The 18,767-nt window shown below is 64.0% G+C and carries 16 protein-coding genes; 7 read left to right on the top strand and 9 right to left on the bottom strand.

Going from position 1 to position 18,767, the window contains the following annotated elements; genetic code table 11:
* Nucleotides 1–3 precede the first annotated feature (3 nt).
* The gene (locus tag QOL62_RS11455) at nucleotides 4–1,599 is read right to left on the bottom strand and encodes an alpha-amylase family glycosyl hydrolase (RefSeq protein ID WP_283406427.1); all 1,596 of its coding nucleotides are present in this window, start codon (nucleotides 1,597–1,599) and stop codon (nucleotides 4–6) included.
* A 183-nt stretch (nucleotides 1,600–1,782) separates the two neighbouring features.
* Between QOL62_RS11455 and QOL62_RS11460 the strand changes: the two genes are divergently transcribed.
* A complete protein-coding gene (locus tag QOL62_RS11460) occupies nucleotides 1,783–2,751 on the top strand; it encodes a methyltransferase (RefSeq protein WP_283406327.1) in 969 nt (322 codons plus the stop codon).
* A 156-nt stretch (nucleotides 2,752–2,907) separates the two neighbouring features.
* Here the strand turns inward: QOL62_RS11460 and QOL62_RS11465 are convergent, their stop codons facing one another.
* The 3 genes from QOL62_RS11465 to QOL62_RS11475 form a co-directional block, all read right to left on the bottom strand.
* The gene (locus QOL62_RS11465) at nucleotides 2,908–3,687 is read right to left on the bottom strand and encodes a transglutaminase-like domain-containing protein (protein ID WP_103730866.1); all 780 of its coding nucleotides are present in this window, start codon (nucleotides 3,685–3,687) and stop codon (nucleotides 2,908–2,910) included.
* Between the two features lie 180 nt (nucleotides 3,688–3,867).
* Nucleotides 3,868–5,199: a PQQ-dependent sugar dehydrogenase gene (locus tag QOL62_RS11470; protein ID WP_283406328.1), complete on the bottom strand. Its 1,332-nt coding sequence runs from the start codon at nucleotides 5,197–5,199 to the stop codon at nucleotides 3,868–3,870.
* Nucleotides 5,199–5,618, bottom strand: a complete 420-nt coding sequence (locus QOL62_RS11475) for a DUF2231 domain-containing protein (RefSeq protein WP_283406329.1) — start codon at nucleotides 5,616–5,618, stop codon at nucleotides 5,199–5,201. The genes QOL62_RS11470 and QOL62_RS11475 overlap by 1 nt, the downstream gene beginning before the upstream one ends.
* A gap of 321 nt (nucleotides 5,619–5,939) precedes the next feature.
* Here QOL62_RS11475 and QOL62_RS11480 point away from each other — a divergent pair, with 321 nt between their 5' ends.
* A complete protein-coding gene (locus tag QOL62_RS11480; protein ID WP_283406330.1) occupies nucleotides 5,940–6,605 on the top strand; it encodes a TetR/AcrR family transcriptional regulator in 666 nt (221 codons plus the stop codon).
* Here QOL62_RS11480 and QOL62_RS11485 read toward each other — a convergent pair whose 3' ends face one another.
* Together QOL62_RS11485 and QOL62_RS11490 are read right to left on the bottom strand one after the other, a co-directional pair.
* Nucleotides 6,606–7,415 (bottom strand): SDR family NAD(P)-dependent oxidoreductase, encoded by an 810-nt coding sequence (locus tag QOL62_RS11485; protein WP_283406331.1) that lies wholly within the window; start codon nucleotides 7,413–7,415, stop codon nucleotides 6,606–6,608.
* Between the two features lie 42 nt (nucleotides 7,416–7,457).
* Nucleotides 7,458–9,890, bottom strand: coding sequence for a TonB-dependent receptor (locus tag QOL62_RS11490; protein WP_283406332.1), 2,433 nt, complete (start codon nucleotides 9,888–9,890; stop codon nucleotides 7,458–7,460).
* 467 nt (nucleotides 9,891–10,357) lie between these two features.
* On the opposite strand from QOL62_RS11490, the gene QOL62_RS11495 reads away from it, so the two are divergent.
* Genes QOL62_RS11495 through QOL62_RS11510 form a run of 4 tightly spaced genes read left to right on the top strand, consistent with a single transcriptional unit; the run spans nucleotide 10,358 to nucleotide 15,620 of the window.
* Nucleotides 10,358–11,737 carry an FAD-dependent oxidoreductase gene (locus QOL62_RS11495; RefSeq protein ID WP_283406333.1) on the top strand — a complete coding sequence of 460 codons (1,380 nt, stop codon included), beginning with the start codon at nucleotides 10,358–10,360 and terminating at the stop codon, nucleotides 11,735–11,737.
* Nucleotides 11,738–11,741: 4 nt separating this feature from the next.
* A complete protein-coding gene (locus QOL62_RS11500) occupies nucleotides 11,742–13,448 on the top strand; it encodes an FAD-dependent oxidoreductase (RefSeq protein WP_283406334.1) in 1,707 nt (568 codons plus the stop codon).
* The gene (locus tag QOL62_RS11505; RefSeq protein WP_283406335.1) at nucleotides 13,448–15,052 is read left to right on the top strand and encodes a GMC family oxidoreductase; all 1,605 of its coding nucleotides are present in this window, start codon (nucleotides 13,448–13,450) and stop codon (nucleotides 15,050–15,052) included. Before QOL62_RS11500 ends, QOL62_RS11505 begins: the two co-directional genes overlap by 1 nt.
* A 13-nt stretch (nucleotides 15,053–15,065) precedes the next feature.
* Nucleotides 15,066–15,620 (top strand): nuclear transport factor 2 family protein, encoded by a 555-nt coding sequence (locus tag QOL62_RS11510; RefSeq protein ID WP_103730872.1) that lies wholly within the window; start codon nucleotides 15,066–15,068, stop codon nucleotides 15,618–15,620.
* Between the two features lie 47 nt (nucleotides 15,621–15,667).
* On the opposite strand, the gene QOL62_RS11515 is transcribed toward QOL62_RS11510, so the two are convergent.
* From QOL62_RS11515 to QOL62_RS11525, 3 genes are read right to left on the bottom strand one after another with little or no spacing between them, the layout of a single operon-like run.
* Nucleotides 15,668–17,149, bottom strand: a complete 1,482-nt coding sequence (locus QOL62_RS11515; protein WP_283406336.1) for a class I adenylate-forming enzyme family protein — start codon at nucleotides 17,147–17,149, stop codon at nucleotides 15,668–15,670.
* Nucleotides 17,115–17,507: a hotdog family protein gene (locus QOL62_RS11520; RefSeq protein ID WP_283406337.1), complete on the bottom strand. Its 393-nt coding sequence runs from the start codon at nucleotides 17,505–17,507 to the stop codon at nucleotides 17,115–17,117. The genes QOL62_RS11515 and QOL62_RS11520 overlap by 35 nt, the downstream gene beginning before the upstream one ends.
* Nucleotides 17,504–17,911: a hypothetical protein gene (locus QOL62_RS11525; protein ID WP_283406338.1), complete on the bottom strand. Its 408-nt coding sequence runs from the start codon at nucleotides 17,909–17,911 to the stop codon at nucleotides 17,504–17,506. Before QOL62_RS11525 ends, QOL62_RS11520 begins: the two co-directional genes overlap by 4 nt.
* Before the next feature lie 109 nt (nucleotides 17,912–18,020).
* On the opposite strand from QOL62_RS11525, the gene QOL62_RS11530 reads away from it, so the two are divergent.
* On the top strand, nucleotides 18,021–18,734 hold the full coding sequence (locus QOL62_RS11530) for a TetR/AcrR family transcriptional regulator (RefSeq protein WP_283406339.1): 714 nt from the start codon (nucleotides 18,021–18,023) through the stop codon (nucleotides 18,732–18,734).
* Nucleotides 18,735–18,767 lie beyond the last annotated feature (33 nt).

Raw genomic sequence — 18,767 nt, forward strand, 5'->3', positions numbered from 1 at the left:
ACCTCAGGCCTCCGGAGCGAGGCTGAGAATTAGCCCTTCATCGGGCAGAAGTGTCCCGTCGTAAGGTCTGGCCTGCAGGGTCGACGCAAGAACGTCTCGCACACTTTCGGCCTGTCGGGTCAGAGGCTGGACAGGTTCCGGACCGAGGTTGAGGAGGACGCGCAAACGCTCCCCTTCGTGTTGGCGAACGTAGGACAGCACGTCGCCCTCTGCCTTCTCCATCGTGAAAGACCCGACGGAGAGCGCTGGATGCGCCCGTCGAAGGGCGAGAAGATGGCGATAGAAGTTGAGCATAGAGCCGGGGTCCCTCTCCTGCGCTGCGACGTTTCGCGTCGGCCAGTCGTCGTTGAGCGGCAGCCACGGCTCACACGTGCTGAAGCCAGCGTGGGGGCTCGCATCCCACGGCATAGGCGTGCGGGACCGATCGCGCCCGATGTTGAGGCTGGGCTGACGAAAATGCTGCGGATCGCGCATGCGCTCTGGAGGAATCGTCACGTGCCCTATCCCCAGCTCATCGCCTTCGTACAAGGTTGGCGTACCGCGCAGCGTCAGCAGGAGCATGGCCGCCACGCGCGCCTGCGCCTCGCCAATCCGCGCGGCGATACGCGGAGCATCGTGGCTGCCGATGACCCAATTCGGCCATCCGAAGCCCGGGAGAGAGGCTTCGTAGTCCTCTATAACGGCACGCAGGTGTGCGGCGTCCCACGGGCTTTCAATCAAGTGGAAGTTGAAAGGCAAATGCACCTGCGGGCGTTCGGGCGTGCCGTACCACCGCGCGTGACGTTCGGCAGGCAGGAAGATCTCTCCTACGAGCAGCCGTTCGCCATAATCTTCGGCCAGCGCCCGCATTTCCGCAGAAATCTCATGCGCCTCGGGCTGATCGGTCGAGAAGTGCTGGAGCAGGCGGTCACGTTCCGTGACATCGGGGGTCCAGTCCGGGTTGAGCGGATTGTCAGGGAACGCCTGATGTTTCACGATGTGCCACAGTACGTCGATCCGGAACCCGTCAACGCCGCGACCGAGCCAGAAGTGAAGCACGTCGCTCATGGCGGCGCGGACCTCCGGATTCCTCCAGTTGAGGTCCGGCTGTTCCTTCAGAAAGGCATGGAGGTAGTACTGGCCGGTGGCCTCGTCCCATTCCCAGGATGAACCGCCGAAGTCGCTGATCCAGTTGTTGGGAACGCCGCCACCCGGCGCAGGATCGCGCCAGATGTACCAGTCACGCTTGGGATTGTCTCGGGAGGAGCGGCTTTCGATGAACCACGGATGCCGGTCGGAGGTATGGTTCGGCACGAAATCGAGCAGCAGTTTAAGCCCTCGGGCGTGCACGGCCGCAATCAGTCGGTCGAATGCCTCAAGATCGCCGAAGATGGGGTCTATGTCGCAGTAGTCCGCCACATCGTAGCCGAAGTCGGCCATCGGCGAGGGATAGATGGGGGAGAGCCAGATGGCATCGACACCAAGCGCGGCCACATAGTCGAGGCGCGCTTCGATGCCGGCCAGATCGCCGATTCCGTCATCGTTGGAATCCTGAAAGGAACGGGGATAGATCTGGTAGATCACGCCACGTTCCCACCAGGGTATTTGCCTCTCGCGCATCATGTGCAGCGTAAAGCCCGAGGGTGACGGCAGTTCCGAGGCACGCTGCTCGCCCGCGAACCGGCGCTGCAAGCTCTTGATCTGCTTTAGCCGGTTGCAAACACCGGAGTGCTGGATCGTTCTGCAACAACCATGCGACCCGCCGGTTACATCGGGGCTGGTCAGGCTTCGGAGATGTGGCGAATGTACGTGACGACCCGCGATCAACAAGGACCCGCGAGCCGCGACGCCGCGCTACTCCAGTTGCTCACCGGCCTTCGCGGCGCCGGCTACTCCTTCGTTACGCCCACCCCGGCCACGCATGCGCGGGTACTCGCACGGCCGGATCGTGCCATCGCCCGGACGACGCGCGACATCTTCGGGTGGAGCCTGCCCTTTGATCGCGACGCCATCCCAGCGGCCTTACTGTCGCTTATGACAGACGCCGGCATAGTCGAGGATGAGGGAGCGCTTTGCCGTTCGACCGTGCGGGTCTCCTCACTCGGCCCTGACCTCTATCTCCACTCCGCCTATCCCACCGAGAGCCGGGATGCCGTATTCTTCGGGCCGGACAGCTACCGGTTTGCCCGGCTGATCACATCCGAGCTTCAGACTATGCCGCCGCCGGCCGGCGCTCACGTCGTCGACATGGGAACGGGATCCGGCGTCGGAGTCATCGTGGCCGCCCATCTCTGTTCCAAACCGTCGCTGACGATCACCGACATCAATCCGCAGGCGCTGCGATTTGCCGAGATCAACTTGGCGTCGGCCGGATTCGCCGCAACGGCGGTGCTCGGCTCGACGCTGGAATCCATCGTGGACCCCATTGACCTTGCCCTCGCCAATCCCCCCTTCATGGTCGATGAAAGTGCGCGCGACTACCGCGATGGTGGTGGACACCACGGCAGCGGCATTTCCCTTTCGATGGCGCGGATGGCGGTCGCTCGCCTGGCGCCGGGCGGCCGCTTCATTCTTTACACGGGAAGCGCCTTCGTCGACGGAGAGGATCATCTGGCGCGCGAGTTGCAAGCCGTCGCTGCGGATGCGGGCTGTTCGTTGCGCTACGAGGAAATCGATCCGGACGTCTTCGGGGAAGAGCTCGAGAACCCCGCCTACGCAAAAGTGGAACGGATCGCTGCCATTGCCGCCGTGATGCGGCGACCGTCAGCCTAGTTCCGCCTTATCACGACGAGTGGCCCCCTGCCTTGCTATGGGGCTCCTGCATGCGGACCGGGCTCGTCGATGAGAAAGGCCCCTTCGGCATCAGAGGCTTAACGCGATAGCCACACGCATGATCAGAACGGACCGCTTCGCCAGCTTCACCCGTCCCTAATCCAGCCTGGTCACGCTTACGGTCTGCGATAGCAGTTCGGCTTGCCCAAAGATCGTCATGAAGGAAATATCCGTCGCATCCCGCCCTACCGCAATCCGAATCAGGCCTTCGGTGGGCGCAAGTCCGCTTGCATCCACCAGATGCCAGCATCCGTCCAACCATACGTCGACGACGGCGTGGAAGTCCGGAGGGTCCAGCTTCCAGGCATAGGCAGAGACCAGGCGCGCGGGAATCCCGGCGGCGCGGCTGAACGCCGCCATGACATGCGCGAAGTCGCGGCATACGCCTTCACGTGCCACGAAGGTGTCGACCGCGCTCGTCATCTGGTTGCTGGCTCCGCTGCGATAATCGATATGCTCTGCGATCCAGGCTGCCATCGCGCTGACCAGCGCCCCGCCCTCCAGTGGTCCAAACTCCCGGGCCACAAAGGAGGTAAAGCGGTCCGACTGGCAGAACCGGCTTGGCCAGAGGTAGGGGATGACGTGAGCAGGCAAGGCGCGACGGGGCGTGACGCTCAGGCCGTCGATCGGAACAGCCTGCCTTTCGACGGCGAGCAGACCGCGGTACTCCGCTCGAAAGTCCCCTTCGGCATGGACCCAGGTCCGACGCCCCACACCATCGTCGCCCGGCACCGTCTGAAGCGGTTCGGCGACATTCACGGTCAGCCTGTCCTCGATGAGCCGCTGCTCCGCTGTCGGAGCCGCTTCGATTGCAAGCAGGATGTCCGCAGGTGCCAACATCCGGTAGTTCAACAGGGCTTCTACTTGCAAGCGCATCTCGTCACTCCTGACGGAAACATCTGTCGGGTTCGCGCGGTGCCCGGATCGGTCCTGCGATCGGTCTGCCGCTTAACCGGCGGGTCGGCTCAGGGCTTAAGTGCACATGAGTTGATGGCAGCCACAGTCCGGCGTCGTTTTCCATTCAGCACCGCCTGACGCCCGACGAAGGTCACACGCTCATTCACCGCCCTGCTCTGCAGCGGCCTGGCCCGGCGGGCGGTTTGATGTGGGCGTGATGCGCCACACCGTGTTGGACAGGTCGTCCGCCACGATCAACGCCCCGCGCGGATCGACGGCCACGCCGACGGGGCGCCCGAATGTCGCGCCGTCCTTTTGAAACCCGGTGACGAAATCGACCGGCGCACCGGCGGGCCGGCCATCACGGAAGGGTACGAAGACTACCTTGTAGCCGACCGGCCTCTCACGATTCCAGCTCCCGTGCATGCCCACAAAAACGCCGCTCCCAAAGCGCGCGCCCATCGCTGCGTTCGAGAATGCCAGTCCGAGCGGTGCGGTGTGCGACCCCAGCGCATAGTCCGGGCGGATCGCCTTCTTCACCATTTCCGGCTTGAAGGGGCGTACGCGCTTGTCTGGATTGTTCCCCCAGTACGCGTACGGCCAGCCATAGAACGCGCCTGCCCGCACTGCAGTAAGATAGTCCGGAACAAGGTTCGGCCCCAGTTCATCTCGTTCGTTGACGACGGCCCAGAGCTGTCCGATCCCCGGTTGCATCGCCAGCGCGGTCGGATTGCGAAGCCCGGTTGCGAAACGGCGAGACGCGCCCGTTTCGGCGTCGACCTGCCACACCATGGCGCGTTCTTCCTCGACGGCCATGCCGCGTTCGCCGATGTTGCTGTTCGAGCCTATGCCAACGTAAAGGAAGCGGCCGTCGTGGCTTGCAGCCAGTGCCTTGGTCCAGTGATGGTTGATCTCGGCCGGTAGACGGGTAACCGTTATCGGGGGACCGCTGGCCCGGATCTGCCCCATCCGGTAATCGAACCGGACAAGGGCGTCCTGATTGGCCACGAACAGACGATCACCTGCCAGCGCCAATCCGTAAGGCGCATTCAGGTGTTCGGCGAAGACGACTCGGAACTCGTAACGACCGTCACCATCCGCATCGCGCAGGAGAGTCAGGCGATCGCCGCCCTTGACGGGACTGGTCCCCTTCTTCTTGATGAAGCCCGCGATGAGGTCCTTGGGCCGTGTCACCGGGGCGTCGCCGCCGCCCTTCCCTTCGGCGACAAGGATGTCGCCATTCGGCAGGACGAGAGCCTGCCGGGGGATCTTGAGATCGGTGGCGATCGGTTCGACTTTGAAGCCCTTTGGAACGATGGGGCGATTGTCCCCCCAGGCAGCGGGAGCCGCGATCGTCATCGTGGGGAACAGGCCGCGCTGCTTCCCGGGCAGTTCGGGATTTTCACCGTATTGCTGGACCTGCGTGTCGCTGCCGCATCCAGCCACCATCAGAGCGAGCGAGGCGGTCGTGAAGAAAGTTGCCTTTCTCATCATACTTCCTCCTTCCCGAAACGTGAAAACCCAAGCCAGGTGGCGGCGCAGCCTAGCAGGAAGACAATGACGGACAGGAAAATCGCTTCGGGCATCATGGCCCACGCATCCTTCGCGTGGACCAGCGAGTTAACGAAGCCCAGAATGAAGGTGGCAGCGAGAAAAACCACAAACAACAGCCACCTGCGGTCCCGCCTGACTTCGGGACGCAGCAGCCTGACAAGGCTCCACAGGAGCGCCGGTCCTTCCAATACCAATCCCCCGGCGAGGAGCCAGGACGCGAAGTTTGCCCATTGAACCTGATAGCTGGACGAGTAAGCCAGATCGCTCAGCAACGCGCCGAGGAACAATGGCAGACTGCCCGCCAGCAGAACGGCGTGAACCGGATGGATGGTGCGCCGCAGCGCTGCATTGTTCACCAAGATCGCTTCCCTCTGAGAGCTTGCTCGTCTGCAACTGGCGGACACCGGCGCCTTCCGGACACGACCCGGCACATCACTTCATCAAAGCATCGGAGACCCAGTTATCCCTGACCCAACGCGCGGGGCGGCTGATGGTTCGTCCCAAAATGAATGCAACGGTGCAAAGCAGGCTGTCGGGTGCTCTGCCGAGTGTCCGGCATGTCGCTGAAAAACCATCCGCCGCGGCGCCTTCGTATATTTTCTGTTGCCTTGCGCGGTATCCCGGATGCAGGAGGATTACCCTCGTCCTTTTCGCAATGGTAAACCGGAGCCTTCAGTTTGGCCGTAAGCCCCGCCCGCCGGCGCGCCGAGCGCGCCTCGATCCGAACCACCAAGCTCAAGACTGCGGAAAGTGCCCCGACGCGCCAGTCGCTGAAGAGCGCGCAGACACGCGGGCGACTGATCGAGGCCACCATCCAGTGTCTCGTGAAGGTTGGGTACGCGCGAACGACGACCCCGCTCGTGGCGACGGAAGCGGGTCTTTCGCGCGGTGCCATGCTCCACCATTTCGAGAACAGCGCAACGCTCATACGCGCTACCATCATCGAACTGCATGAGCGGCGCCTGCGTGCATTCCGTCGATCTTCCGAAACGACGGAACACGAACCCGCCACGATGATCACGGCTTACTGGAAGCAGGTGCAGAAGCCCGCCTTCGTCGCCTTCCAGGAGCTGGCGCTCGCTGCGCGCACCGACGAGGAGTTGGCTCAGATCATGCGCCCGCTCCAGGTCGAATATCGCGAGCGTTTCAACGCAGAAGCCTTCGCGCTCTTTCCCGAGTGGCGGTCCGCACCCGAGCAGTTCGCGCAGGCGATGGCGCTCTCCCAGACTCTCATCGAAGGCATGGCGATGAGCCTGATGACCGGCGCTCTGGACGAAGCGATGATTCCGGCCCTTCTCAAGATGCTTGAAGACAAGATACGTATGATGCGCCCCGCCGCCTGATCATCGTGTCTGGCGGTGGCCATCGGCGTCGAAGTAGCCGGGCGGGCGGGCGTAGTACTGCGCGTCCAGCCTGCAGTCGACCAGTCCCGCATCCACTGCGATGACCTGTGCCGTGACGTTGAGGGCATCGTCGCTGGCGAGGTAGGCAAAGGCGGCGGCGACCTCGTCTGCGTCCACCACGCGGCGCAGGGGATTGCGCGCCTCTGCCGCCGTGCGCATGGTTTCCGCATCGCCATAGGCAAGCTCCGTCATGCGCGTGGGGACGTTGCCCGGCGCCACGGCGTTCACTCGTATTCCGTCCGCCGCGAGTTCGGCAGCGACCGACCGGGTAAGGCCGACTACGGCGTGCTTGGCGGCGGTATAGGCGTGGGGGCCGAGCGGCGCGAGTCCCGCCGCGCTCGCGGTAGACAGGATCACACCCCCGCCCTGCGGCCGCATGATCCGAGCCGCGTGTTTCATCCCATGGAACACGCTGTCGAGGAGCACCGCGAGAGTATCGCGCCAGGCATCGGCCGCGATATCCTCGATGCGTCCCACCGCGCCGAGTTGCCCTGCGTTGTTGATCATGCAATCAAGCCTGCCGTGGACCTCGACCGCGCGATCGACAAGAGCGGCCACCTCGGCCTCCTGGGTGACGTCGCACCGCAGGAAGCCAGCTCCCACTTCGTCGCTCAAGTCCGCCAAAGCCTCCTCGCGGATGTCGCCCAGAACCAGCCGGGCTCCTTCGCGGGCGAAGCGCCGGGCGGTGGCGGCGCCAAGTCCGCTCGCCGCTCCGGTGATCACCGCGACCCTGCCTTCGAGCCTCGTCATCATGGTTTCCTTCACGACCGGGCGGCCACACGCTCTCCGCTCTTAGTAGTGGTACGTGACCTGCACCTGCACCGTGCGCGGGATGTTGGCGTAGCCGCGCTGGTCGCCAAGGCGGCCCGCCGCCGTGCCGGTGCCCGATCCGGTGCCCGGCGAATCCAGCGCGCCGGAGATGACGAACTGGTTGGTCAGGTTCTTGCCGATGAGCGCCAGATCCCAACCCATGTTCGAACTGAGCGTGATCGATGCATCGAGGTTGACGTACTTGGGCTGCGTCGCGATGGGATTGTCGAACGGCGAGGCGTTGTAGCTGCTCGAGTAGCGCGCGTCGGCCGATAGCGCGAGCGAGAGGTCCGGAGTGAGGTCCGTCTCATAGCTGGTGCCGAGCGCTGCGGTCCAGCGCGGCGCGTTGGCGGTCGGCCTTCCGCTCAGGTCCTGAACGAAGAGGCCGCCGTAGGGACTGGACGCCGTCGGGTTGCATCCCTGCGCCGGCGTCTGTCCCGTGACGCAAGGCGCGATGAAGTCAACGTAGCGGGCCTTGTTATAGTTTAGCGCCCCGCGAACGATCAGCCCCGGCATGCCGATAGGCGCCCACTCGGTCGAAACCTCGACGCCTTTGGTCCGCGCGGAGCCGGCGTTCGTGGTGATGTAGCGGAAGGTCTGCGCCTCGAAGAAGTCCACCTGCAGGTTTGTGTACTCGTACGTGTACAGCGCCACATCGAAACGAAGCTGGTTGTTGAACAGCGTCGTCTTGACGCCGCCTTCGAAGCCCTTCGCCTTTTCCGGCTCAAAGTCCAGGTCGCCCGGGACAGATGCGATGGTGTAGGAACTCTGGTTGGAGAAGCCACCCGACTTGTAGCCGGTCTTGAACCCGCCGTAGATGTTGACGTTCGGCGCCGGCTTGTACGAAGCCGTGATTTCCGGACTCCAGTTGTTGAAGGTCTGGTCCGCGTAGATCGGCTCATTCAGACGATTGATCTGTCCGGGGCGATTGACCGGATGAACGAAGAAACTGTCCTTGGTCTCGTGCGTGTAGCGGATGCCCGACGAGAGCTCGATTTCGGGAATGACCTTCCAGGTGACCTGCGCGAAGGGCGAAATCGTTTCGCCCTTGGTGTAGGAGTCCTTTCCGAAGGCGACGTATTCCCATTCCGGCCGCTGCGTACTGACCCGTACATTGCCGGAATAGACATACTGGTCGGACTGCAGCTTCGTCTTCTGGTAAAGCACGCCAACCATCACGTTGACCGGACCATCGTAGTTGGTCTGTGCGCGAAGTTCTTCTGAAAACGCCCACCACTTTTCCCGCGAACCAACGTAGATCTGCGTCACGCGCTGCTGATAGTCGCTGTCAGTCAGCCAGCGGTTGTTCTGGTTCTGATAGTTCGTCAACGATGTCAGCGTGATATCGCCGAGGCTCCACTCCAGATTGTTGGTCGCCTGGTAAGAACGATATTTCGTGTAAAGCTCGCCATCGTCACGTGCGAACGGAAAGTTCTCCGCGATCTCAGTCGGCATCTGGTTATGGTAATACTTCCAGTCGCGCTTGCAGGGCACGTCCGGCTGGAGCGTGCTGAACCCCGTCGCGCAGGAGAACACGATGTTGTTCCAAGCGCCATCGTTCGTCGTCGTCTCGTTGGCGGAGAACTTGAAGGTGTTGGTTATGGCATCGGTCGGCTCCCATTTCAGAGTGATGCGGCCGACGAGTTCCTTTTCCTTCGGCCCGCGACGTTCGCCGGGCAATGCAACGAGGTTCTGCACCGGCCCGCCCGCCTGGTCCGTGACCGTAAAGGGCTGCGCGGTCGCGTAATTGCGCGAGTAGCCGCCCATCATCTTGGACGCGCGCAGCGCAACGCGCACACCCAGCGTGTCCGTCAACGGAGCGGAGATCATCTGTTCGATGTATGGCCGCTCCGCCTTGAACTCGTAACCCACGCGGGTCGAACCCTCAAAACTTGGCCCGGGATCGGCGGTGCTGATCGAAATCACGCCCGCCGTAGCGTTCTTGCCGAAGAACAAGGCCTGCGGACCTTTCAGCACCTCGATGCCTGAAAGGTCGAAGAACCCCTCGTTGAGAATGCGGCCGCTGGCGTAATAGATGCCGTCCACGATGATGGCGGTAGAGGACTCGATGCCGAGTGCGCTTGCCGGGGTGCCGATGCCCCGCAGTGAAATCTGCGCGCCTGAACCCGTGGTGGCGCGGCCTACCGTCAGGTTCGGGGTCGTGGCAGCGATGCGCTCGATGTTCGAAATGTCCTGCCGGGCGATCTGGGCCGGTGAGTACGCCGTGACCGCGACGGGAATATCCTGAAGCGACTCCGTGCGCTTACGCGCTGTCACGACGATTTCCTCAAGTCCGCCTCCGGTGACCTGCGGCGCTGTATCCTGTGCCAGCGCCGGACTGACGAGCCCGATTGCGGAGGACGATGCCATGAGCCCGGCAAGGCACGCGCGACGGAAGCTTTGTAGGTCCTTCATAGCCGTCTCCCTGTCATCCCCTGCTGCGAAGGATGACTTATTTTTAGGAATCGAAAGCGGAGCCGATCTTCCGGGCTGCCCGGAAGGTTCGCAAAGCCCGTCTTCGTCCCGTTCTCATCATCGCGCCACGATTCGGATCGCAGCGCTGCAACTCTTATGTTCAGGCGTTATGGCGAGCCGGGCTGCCCCTGACAATAAAAAAGTCGATCATGATTGCCTTTTTTATTGCGCTGAATGGACGGACAGCCGCCCTCTTCTGCGGGTTTCCGCCAGTACCAACCTTTCCACCGGCCCCCAACCCAAGAATTGAGCTAGACTTATTAGGGTGTGCTCGCCATGCTTCGGATGGTCGTCCGCAGCCGCTCATGCGGTTACGTTCGGCCAGGCGATAACCAGAAAAATGGAGGAGGCGATGACCGATTGGCTAACAGGATGGTCGTGTCTTTCGCAGTCGACGCGAGGCGGCGATGAGTAGGGTCGTCGATTACGACGTCATCGTCATCGGCACCGGAGCAGCGGGGCTCAGCGCCGCCGCCCTTGCGGCAGAAGGCGGAGCCAACGTCCTTATGGTTGAGGCTGCAGACCGCACAGGCGGGTCGAGCGCTCTTTCCGGCGGCGTGTTCTACGCAGCCGGAACCTCACTTCAGCGAGAAGCTGGAATCGCGGGCGACACGGCCCAAGCGATGTTCCACTATTACATGACGCTCAACCAGTACAAGCTGGAGCCCGCGCTCGTCCGCACCTTCTGCGAAAGGGCGGCGGAGGCCTTCGAGTGGCTGCGCGGCATGGGCGTGGGGTTCACCGTCGAAAACCTCTACGCCTCGGGCGTGGACAAGGTCCGGCGCGGCCATCGTGCTACCGATGGCGGAGCCGGCATCGTCGCGGGTCTGGAAGGCTTTCTCTCGGACAAGAACGTCGACACCGTACTGGGCACCCGCGTCGAGAGGCTGCTGGTCGAGGAGGGTCGCGTGCACGGCATCGTCGCTGATGGGGAGCCGGTGCGCAGCGCGGCAACCGTGATTGCCACCGGCGGCTTTGGCGCCAATCCCGAGCTGCTGGCGCGGCTCTATCCCGATGCTGCGCGCCATGGCGACCTCCACTGGTATATCGGTGCGCCTACGTGCCGGGGGGATGGGCTCGGCCTTGCCGCGCAGGTGGAGGGGCAACTGAGCCAGATCAACCGCGGTCTGCTCCTGATCACTCCCGGCTTCGTCAAGGATCTTGAAAGCTATCTCCCCGGCTGGCTGATGATGGTGAACCGCGCGGGACGCCGGTTCATCGACGAGACGATCGAGTACTCGGTCCTCGCGGCGGTGCTGGACGAACAGCCGGGGCACGACTGCTTTGCCATTTTCGACGAGGCATCACGCCTTGCCTCCAGAACCACCAAGTACCGGCCCGCTCCCAACTGGACGGCGGATCGTTTGCTGGACCACGTGGAGGCCGGGACGCTGGTCAGCGCACCAACGCTGGACGAACTTGCCGGCAAGATCGGCGTACCTGCGGCCCGTCTCGCGACAACGGCCGAGCGGTACAATGCGCTAGTACAGGCGGGTGAGGATCGGGATTACTTCAAACCTTCGGCCATGCTGCGGCCTGTCTCGCAAGGGCCGTTCTACGCCGCGCATATCCGCCCGGCGGTGATCTGCTGGACCGGAACAGGGATCCGCATCGACACCGAGGCCCGGGTGCTGGGCGCCGACGATCGGCCGGTTCCAGGCCTCTACGCCGCCGGGGAGACCACGGGCGGGATGTTTGGACAATGCTATGCGGCAGGCGGCGCCTCCATCGGCAACGCCGTCGTCTTCGGCCGCATCGCCGGCGCAAACGCCGCAAAAGAAAGGTGAGCGCATGACTAATTCAGACAGAACCGTCGACGTTCTCATTGCGGGAAGCGGTGCTGCCGGTCTCACCGCCGCCGTCACCGCGCGCCGCGCCGGTCTGGACGTGCTGGTGGTCGAGAAGGAGGCCGTGTTCGGCGGCACGACTGCAACATCGGGCGGCGTGCTCTGGGTGCCTGGAAACCACCATTCCGCCGCCATGCAGCGCGCGACGGGGCAAAGCGACGACATCGAGAACGCCCGCGCCTATCTGATCGAGGAAACCGGCAACTACATCGAACCTGATCGTGTCGAAGCCTATCTCGACACGGCGCCGCGTATGGTGCGCTTCCTCGAAGAGAACAGCCACGTTCGGTTCTACGGCATGGACTATCCCGACTATCATTCGGAGAGCGCGCATAGCTCAATCGTTCGTTCGATCGGCACCGTCGATTACGAGGCGCGCGAACTCGGGCCCCACCTGAAGAACCTTAAGCAGCAGCTACCGCAGACGCTTTTCCTTGGCTTTGCGGTAGGTTCGGGCGTGGAGATGATCCAGTTCATGAAGGCGGGGCGCTCGGTCAAGGCGCTGGGGTTCGTGGCGAAGAAGCTGGCGAAGCACTTCGCCGACGTGCTTCGCTATGGCGAGGGTCAGCAGGTGGTGCGCGGCCGGGCGCTGGTGGCGCGGCTTGCGCGCACGCTGTTCGACCTCGACGTGCCCATCTGGCTTTCCTCCCCCGTCGCGGCGCTGACCCGCAAGGACGGGCGCGTCACTGGGGCGGAAATCGACACGCCAAAAGGCCGGGTGCGGATAACCGCGCGCCGTGGCGTGGTCCTCGCCTGCGGGGGCTATCCTAACGACCCGGAGCGGCGCGCCGCCACATTCCCGGCCCCTGCCAACAACCGCGATCAGCGCAACCCGACCAACCCCGGCAACACCGGCGACGGCATTCGCCTGGCGGAGAGCGTGGGCGGGGCGTTTAACGGCAACGTCGCTCATCCCGCGCCGTGGATGCCGGTTTCGGTGCTGCCCGGCTCGAAGGACTTCACCGGCGTCTGGCCGCACCTGATCGACCGGCAGAAGCCTGGGTTCATCGCGGTCCGCCCTGACGGCCGGCGCTTCGGCGACGAATCCAGCGCCTACCACGACCTCGTCCCCCAGATGACCCGCGCCAGCGAAGGCGATAGGAGCGCGTGGTGCTGGCTCATCGGCGACGCGGCGGCGGTGAGGAAGTGGGGCATCGGCATGGTCCGGCCCTTTCCCATTCCTCACGGCCATCATTTGCGCAGCGGTTATCTCAAACGCGCGGCCTCCCTGCAGGAACTCGCCGTGCTCTGCGGTATCGACGCCGTAACGCTGGAACATACGGTCGGGACCTTCAACGCCAATGCCGCAGGCGGCGTCGATCCCGAGTTCGGGCGCGGCGGACGCGTCTATGACGTCTACCAGGGCGATCCGGAGCACAGGCCCAACCCATGCCTCGGCCCGCTGGCCAAGGGCCCGTTCTACGCCATCCGCATGGAGGCAGGGATCATCGGCACGTTCGCCGGGCTGAAGACCGATCGCCACGCCCGCGTCCTGGATGGCGAAGGCGCGCCGGTCCATGGGCTCTACGCGGTGGGCAACGATCAGGCCAACGTCTTTGCGGGGGCTTATCCGGGCGCAGGCGCAACGATCGGACCGGCCATGACCTTCGCCTATATCGCGGGCAGGCATATTGCGGGGCAGGCGGCCTGATGCAGGAGTTCGACTTCATCGTCAGCGGCGCGGGCTCGGCGGGCTGCGTCGTCGCGGCGCGGCTTAGCGAGAACGGGCGCTATTCGGTGCTGCTGCTGGAAGCCGGGCCGGAGGACAAGGCGTTCTGGATCAGGCCGCCGATGGGCTACCCCATGCTGTTCGCCGATCGTCGGGTCAACTGGATGTTCGAGAGCGAACCCGAGGCGCAGTTGGGCGGCCGTCGCATGTACCAGCCGCGCGGCAAAGTGCTGGGCGGGACCAGCTCGATAAACGGCATGCTCTACATCCGGGGGAATGCGCGCGACTACGACGACTGGCGCCAGCGCGGCTGCAAGGGCTGGAGTTACGCCGATGTCCTCCCCTACTTTCGCAAGGCCGAGGACCAGCAGCGCGGCGCTGACGCTTATCACGGGGTCGGCGGGCCGCTGACGGTTTCCGACCAGCCTGATCGTTCCAAAATCGCCGTCGCCATCGTCGAGGCAGCGCAGCAGGCGGGCATTCCCTACAACCCGGACTTCAACGGGGCGGAACAGGAAGGCGCCGGCTTTTTCCAGACGACGACCCGCAACAACCGCCGCTGGAACACCTCGCAGGCGTACCTCACCCCGGCGCGAGGCCGTGCCAACCTGAAGATCGAGACCGGCGCTCACGCCACTCGCGTCATCATCGAAGCAGGCCGAGCCACCGGACTCGAGTACCGGATGAAGGCGGGCCTTTTCACCGCGAAGGCCCGGCGCGAGGTGGTGGTGTGCGGCGGCGCCTTCGGGTCGCCGCAATTGCTCCAGCTATCCGGCATCGGACCGGCCGCACACTTGTGCGAACAGGGCATCGTGCCTGTGCTCGACCTGCCGGGCGTCGGCGCCAATCTGATGGACCACTTCTACATCTCGCTGATGTTCCGCTGCAGCCTGCCGATCACCATCAACGAACTGGCGAACAGTCAACTGCGTAAGCTGAAGGCCGGTATCGACTATGTCCTTTTCAATAAGGGGCCGCTCGCCAGCAACGGCATCTATGCGGGTATCTTCACCCGCACAGACGAGCGGCAGGACCGGCCGAACCTCCAGGTCAACACCAACATCTGGACGGTGCAGAGCCGGACGGCAGCGGGCATGAAGGCCCACCCCTTCCCCGGCTTCACCATGAGCCCGGTCCACCTCAATCCGCGCGCCACCGGATCTGTGCGGCTGCGCGGACCTGACCCGTTCGCCGACCCGGTGATCCGCCAGAACTTCCTGGCGGACCGCCTCGACGTGGAAGCCATGATCGCGGCGGTGAAGCTGGTGCGCGGCGTCGCCGCCCGGCCCGCGCTTGCGCCCTATAACGCCGGCGAAATCTCTCCCGGAGCCGATGCCCGAACCGACGATGAGATCGAGGCCTACGTACGCGCCGCCGCTATCGCCAACCTGCACCCGGTCGGCTCGTGCCGCATGGGAACTGGCATCGACGCCGTGGTCGACCCGCGCCTGCGCGTCCACGGCATCGCGTGCCTGCGCATCGCAGACGCCTCGATCATGCCGAGCCTGCCCTCAGGCAACACCAACGCCCCCTCGATCATGATCGGCGAAAAATGTGCCGACATGATCCTGGAAGACGCCCGCTGAGAAGGAGAGAAACATGCCGACACTGGAAGAACGCATCGCCCGGTTGGAAGCGGAATCGCAGATACGCCAACTCGTCGCCCGCTACTGCTTCACCATCGATGACCGTGACATCGAAGGCATTCGCGCCCTCTTCGCACCCGACGCGGTGCTGAAGTCCGCCGACGGCGTGATGAACGCGACCGGCGTGGACGCGATCATGACACAGTACGACGGGCGCTTCGACGTGCTGGGGCCAGGCCATCATTTCATGCACGACGTGCAGATCGACTTCGTGGACAACGGCTCTCAGGAGGCAACCGGCCGGGTGATCGGTCATGCGGAACTGTGGCGCGGGGGCAGGATGATGGTTACCGCTATCCGCTACGACGATAAGTATCGCAACACTGAGGCGGGCTGGAAGTTCGCCGAGCGGACCATCGGCTTCCTCTATTACGTGCCCATCGAGGAATACCCGAATATCCTCGCCACTCCGCTGCGCAACCATGCCTATGCCGAGCCAAAGCCCGCGGATTTCCCGGAGCGCCTGCCAACTTGGATCGCCTATGAAAAGGCGCGCGGGAGGGGGTAAGAGGGCCACCAGCCCCGCCTGCCCTATCCACGAGGGACCGGCGGGGCTTACCAGATCATCGCTTCCACTTCCTCGCGAATGATCTTTCCGCTGGCGCTTCGCGGAAAGGCGTCCATGGCGATGAAGCGCACCGCCTTCGGCCGCTTGTATCCCGCCAGCGCTTCCCGGCACATGCGCATCACGCCATCCTCGTCCAATGAGGGATCGTTCCGGGCGATCACCGCCACCGGTATCTCGCCCCACTGAGGGTCAAGCTTGCGAACCACGATCGCATCGTTCACGCGCGCATCCGCGAAGAGCACCCGCTCTATTTCTGCGGGATAGATGTTCTCGCCCCCCGACTTGATGAGATACTTGGACCGGCCGACGAAGTCGTACCCCTGTGGGCTGCGGCGGAACAGGTCGCCCATGTGGAACCATCCGCCCGCGAAGCACTCGGCGTTGGTGGCATCGGCGTTCCAGTAACCGCTGAACAGCGTCGGGCCCCGTACGCAAGCCTCCCCGGTTTCGCTGTCGGGCACGTCGTTGCCGTCAGCGCCCAGGAGACGCAGTTCGCATAAAAGGCTCAGTCGCTTCGGAAAAGCCGAAGGCGTGGCTCCGACAGGGATGAGGTCGGCCGAAAGCGGTGGCATTCCGGTTTCCGTGGCGCCGAAGGAGTTGAGGTAAGGGGCTTTGAGTGCCTGCGTGACTGCCGCGATGGTGGCGGAAGGAACAAGGTCGGCCATGCAGCCCACCGCCTTCACCCCGCGCACCTTGGCCTGCCGCGCGTCCAGCCGTTCGAGCAGCGGCTCGATGGTCGCGGGAACCAGCATCAGCCAGCCCACGGAGAACTCCTCCAGAGCATCGACGAGCGCATCGGCGTCAAACCCGTCGATGATCACTCCCGTCCCGCCGCACATGAGCGTTGCGAGCAGGTGCTCGGTCCCGCCCATGTGGAACATCGGCGCCCAGGAGATATAGGCATCGCTCATGGCCACTCCCATGTCGAGCCGCATGGCGCACATACGCGCCACTTCGGCCCGGTGGCTGATCACGGCGGCCTTCGGGAGCCCGGTGGTTCCGCTTGTGTAGATGATGAGAAGGCCGTCCTCCGGCTGGGCCACGCTTGCGCTGTCGCCCGAAGCGCCAAGCCCGTCTATGGCCGAGAGCGGACGGCCGTTCGCCGCTCCGGCTGCACGTTCCATGTGCCGGGGCGAGGCGACCAGAAGCGAGGGATCCACCAATTCGATGCAGTGGCGCATTTCGGGATCGGAGAGCCGCCAGTTGAGGCAGGCTGCGATGAGCCCCAACTTCGCGCAGGCGAGCTGGACGGCGGTATATTCTAAACGGTTCTCGGACAGGATCGCGATGCGCTCGCCACGGGCGAGCCTGCGCGCAGCGAAATCAGCAGCGACCGCATCCACCCTTGCGCGCATCTCGGCATAGGACAGGCGAACCTCGCCATCGACTATCGCCAAGGCCTCCGGAGCGGCCTTCGCGCGCATGGCGAACAGATCATAGACGCTGGCTGCGAAGGCCTTCTCCATCATAACTGTCTCTCCCGTTCGTTTCTATTCTTGCTTTCAGCACGACCCCGCCCGACGGAACCGCAAGCTGCGCATCGCAGATATCGCCATTCCAAGTGCCATGAGCGAGGACGGCATCGCCGGCCAGCACGTTGCCAAGCATCGCCGCCTCGACCGATCGCACCAGTCGATCAGGCCGGGCCTCCATCACCATGTTCAGCAGGTAAGCCAGGTTGGTCGGCCCTGGATTGACGGTACGCGGCCCAAAACCCAGGGCCTCCGCAGCCGCAGCGTCGACGTGAATGGCGTTGTCGTCTCCCAAGGCTTGGCACCAGAGCGCCATCGCCTCGGCGGGCACGGAGTCGAGCTTCCACTCGCTCATAGGGCTGCCGGCATGATGGTGGTGAGCCTGAGGCGGGCATGAGGCGAGCCGGCAGCGCTGACGGTCATCGCCAGCGTGAGGTGGTCGGCCGCGCCGAACCGGCGGCTGGCCTTGCGTTCCAGCAAAACGACCTCGGCCCTCACGTCGTACTGCGTGTCGACGGTGAGCGGCGCGTCATAATCGATCCGACAGCGTCCCAGCACAGCTCCCCTGTCAAAGGCGAGGCCCAGCCCACGGCACACATCCCCCACTTTTGCCCCCATGCCGCCAAGCGCGGCGACGAAGCCGAAAACTGGGTGTGCCTCACGTCCTACGCGGATCGGAGCGGCACAGGAGCGACGGATGGCATCGTCGAGTCCTGCGCTTAGGTGGAACCGCCCCTGCGGTATCGCGAAGTCGCTCATGGCACTCCTTGGTAAGTCCATTCCTGCTTGTTGCAAGTCACGGATTTGGGGGTAAGGCTGACCTTCGGCTTTTGCAGAGTCAACCACAAATGAGGATGCTTCACTTGCCATGGCGAACCCTGTGAAAAGCGCTGACGAGCCCCTTGCCTGGAAGCGTCGAAAGGACTTTCGCCCGCAGGAAATCCTGGCCGCCGCCCGCCAGTTGATCGAGGAGGAAGGCACCAAGGCGACGTCGATGGCCAAGATCGCGAAGCTGGCGGGCGTATCCGAAGCCACGGTCTACAAGTACTATGAGAGCAAGCAGGAGCTGGTAAACCAAGTGCTGGTCGACTGGGCCACACCCTTCGTCGAGCGCCTTACCGGAGAGCTGCGGCACATTACCGACCTTCGTTCCCAGCTGACGCTGATAGCGGCGCGGTTCATGCGTTCCATCGAAGAGACACCGCGTTTTCACCGGGTGTTCTACCAGGAACTGCGCTGGGAAGATTATCGCGGAACGGCGCTGCACCGGCTCAACCACGTCTTCGCACATACCGTCGTGGAAGCCGTGCAGCAGGCGAGGAACGAGGGCAAGATCCGCCCTGACGTCGATCCGGTGATGATCCGCGATATGATGTTCGGGGGGCTGGAGCACGTGGCCATGCGCACCAGCTTCATCGGGCGCCCGCTCGATATCGATGCCGAAGCCAGGCGCTACGTAGACGTACTGCTTTCCGGCGTTCTGGCGGAACCTGGCGAACCGCGCGGACCGTCCGAGACGGCGCGGCTGTCGGCGCTGATCGACCGCATGGAGGCGGCGTTGGCGGCGAACCCCGCCAGCTGAAACCGGGGCGGCAAGGCCGTCATACCGCTTCGG

It is taken from the genome of Novosphingobium panipatense (assembly GCF_900182875.1).
Taxonomy (GTDB): Bacteria; Pseudomonadota; Alphaproteobacteria; order Sphingomonadales; family Sphingomonadaceae; genus Novosphingobium; species Novosphingobium panipatense.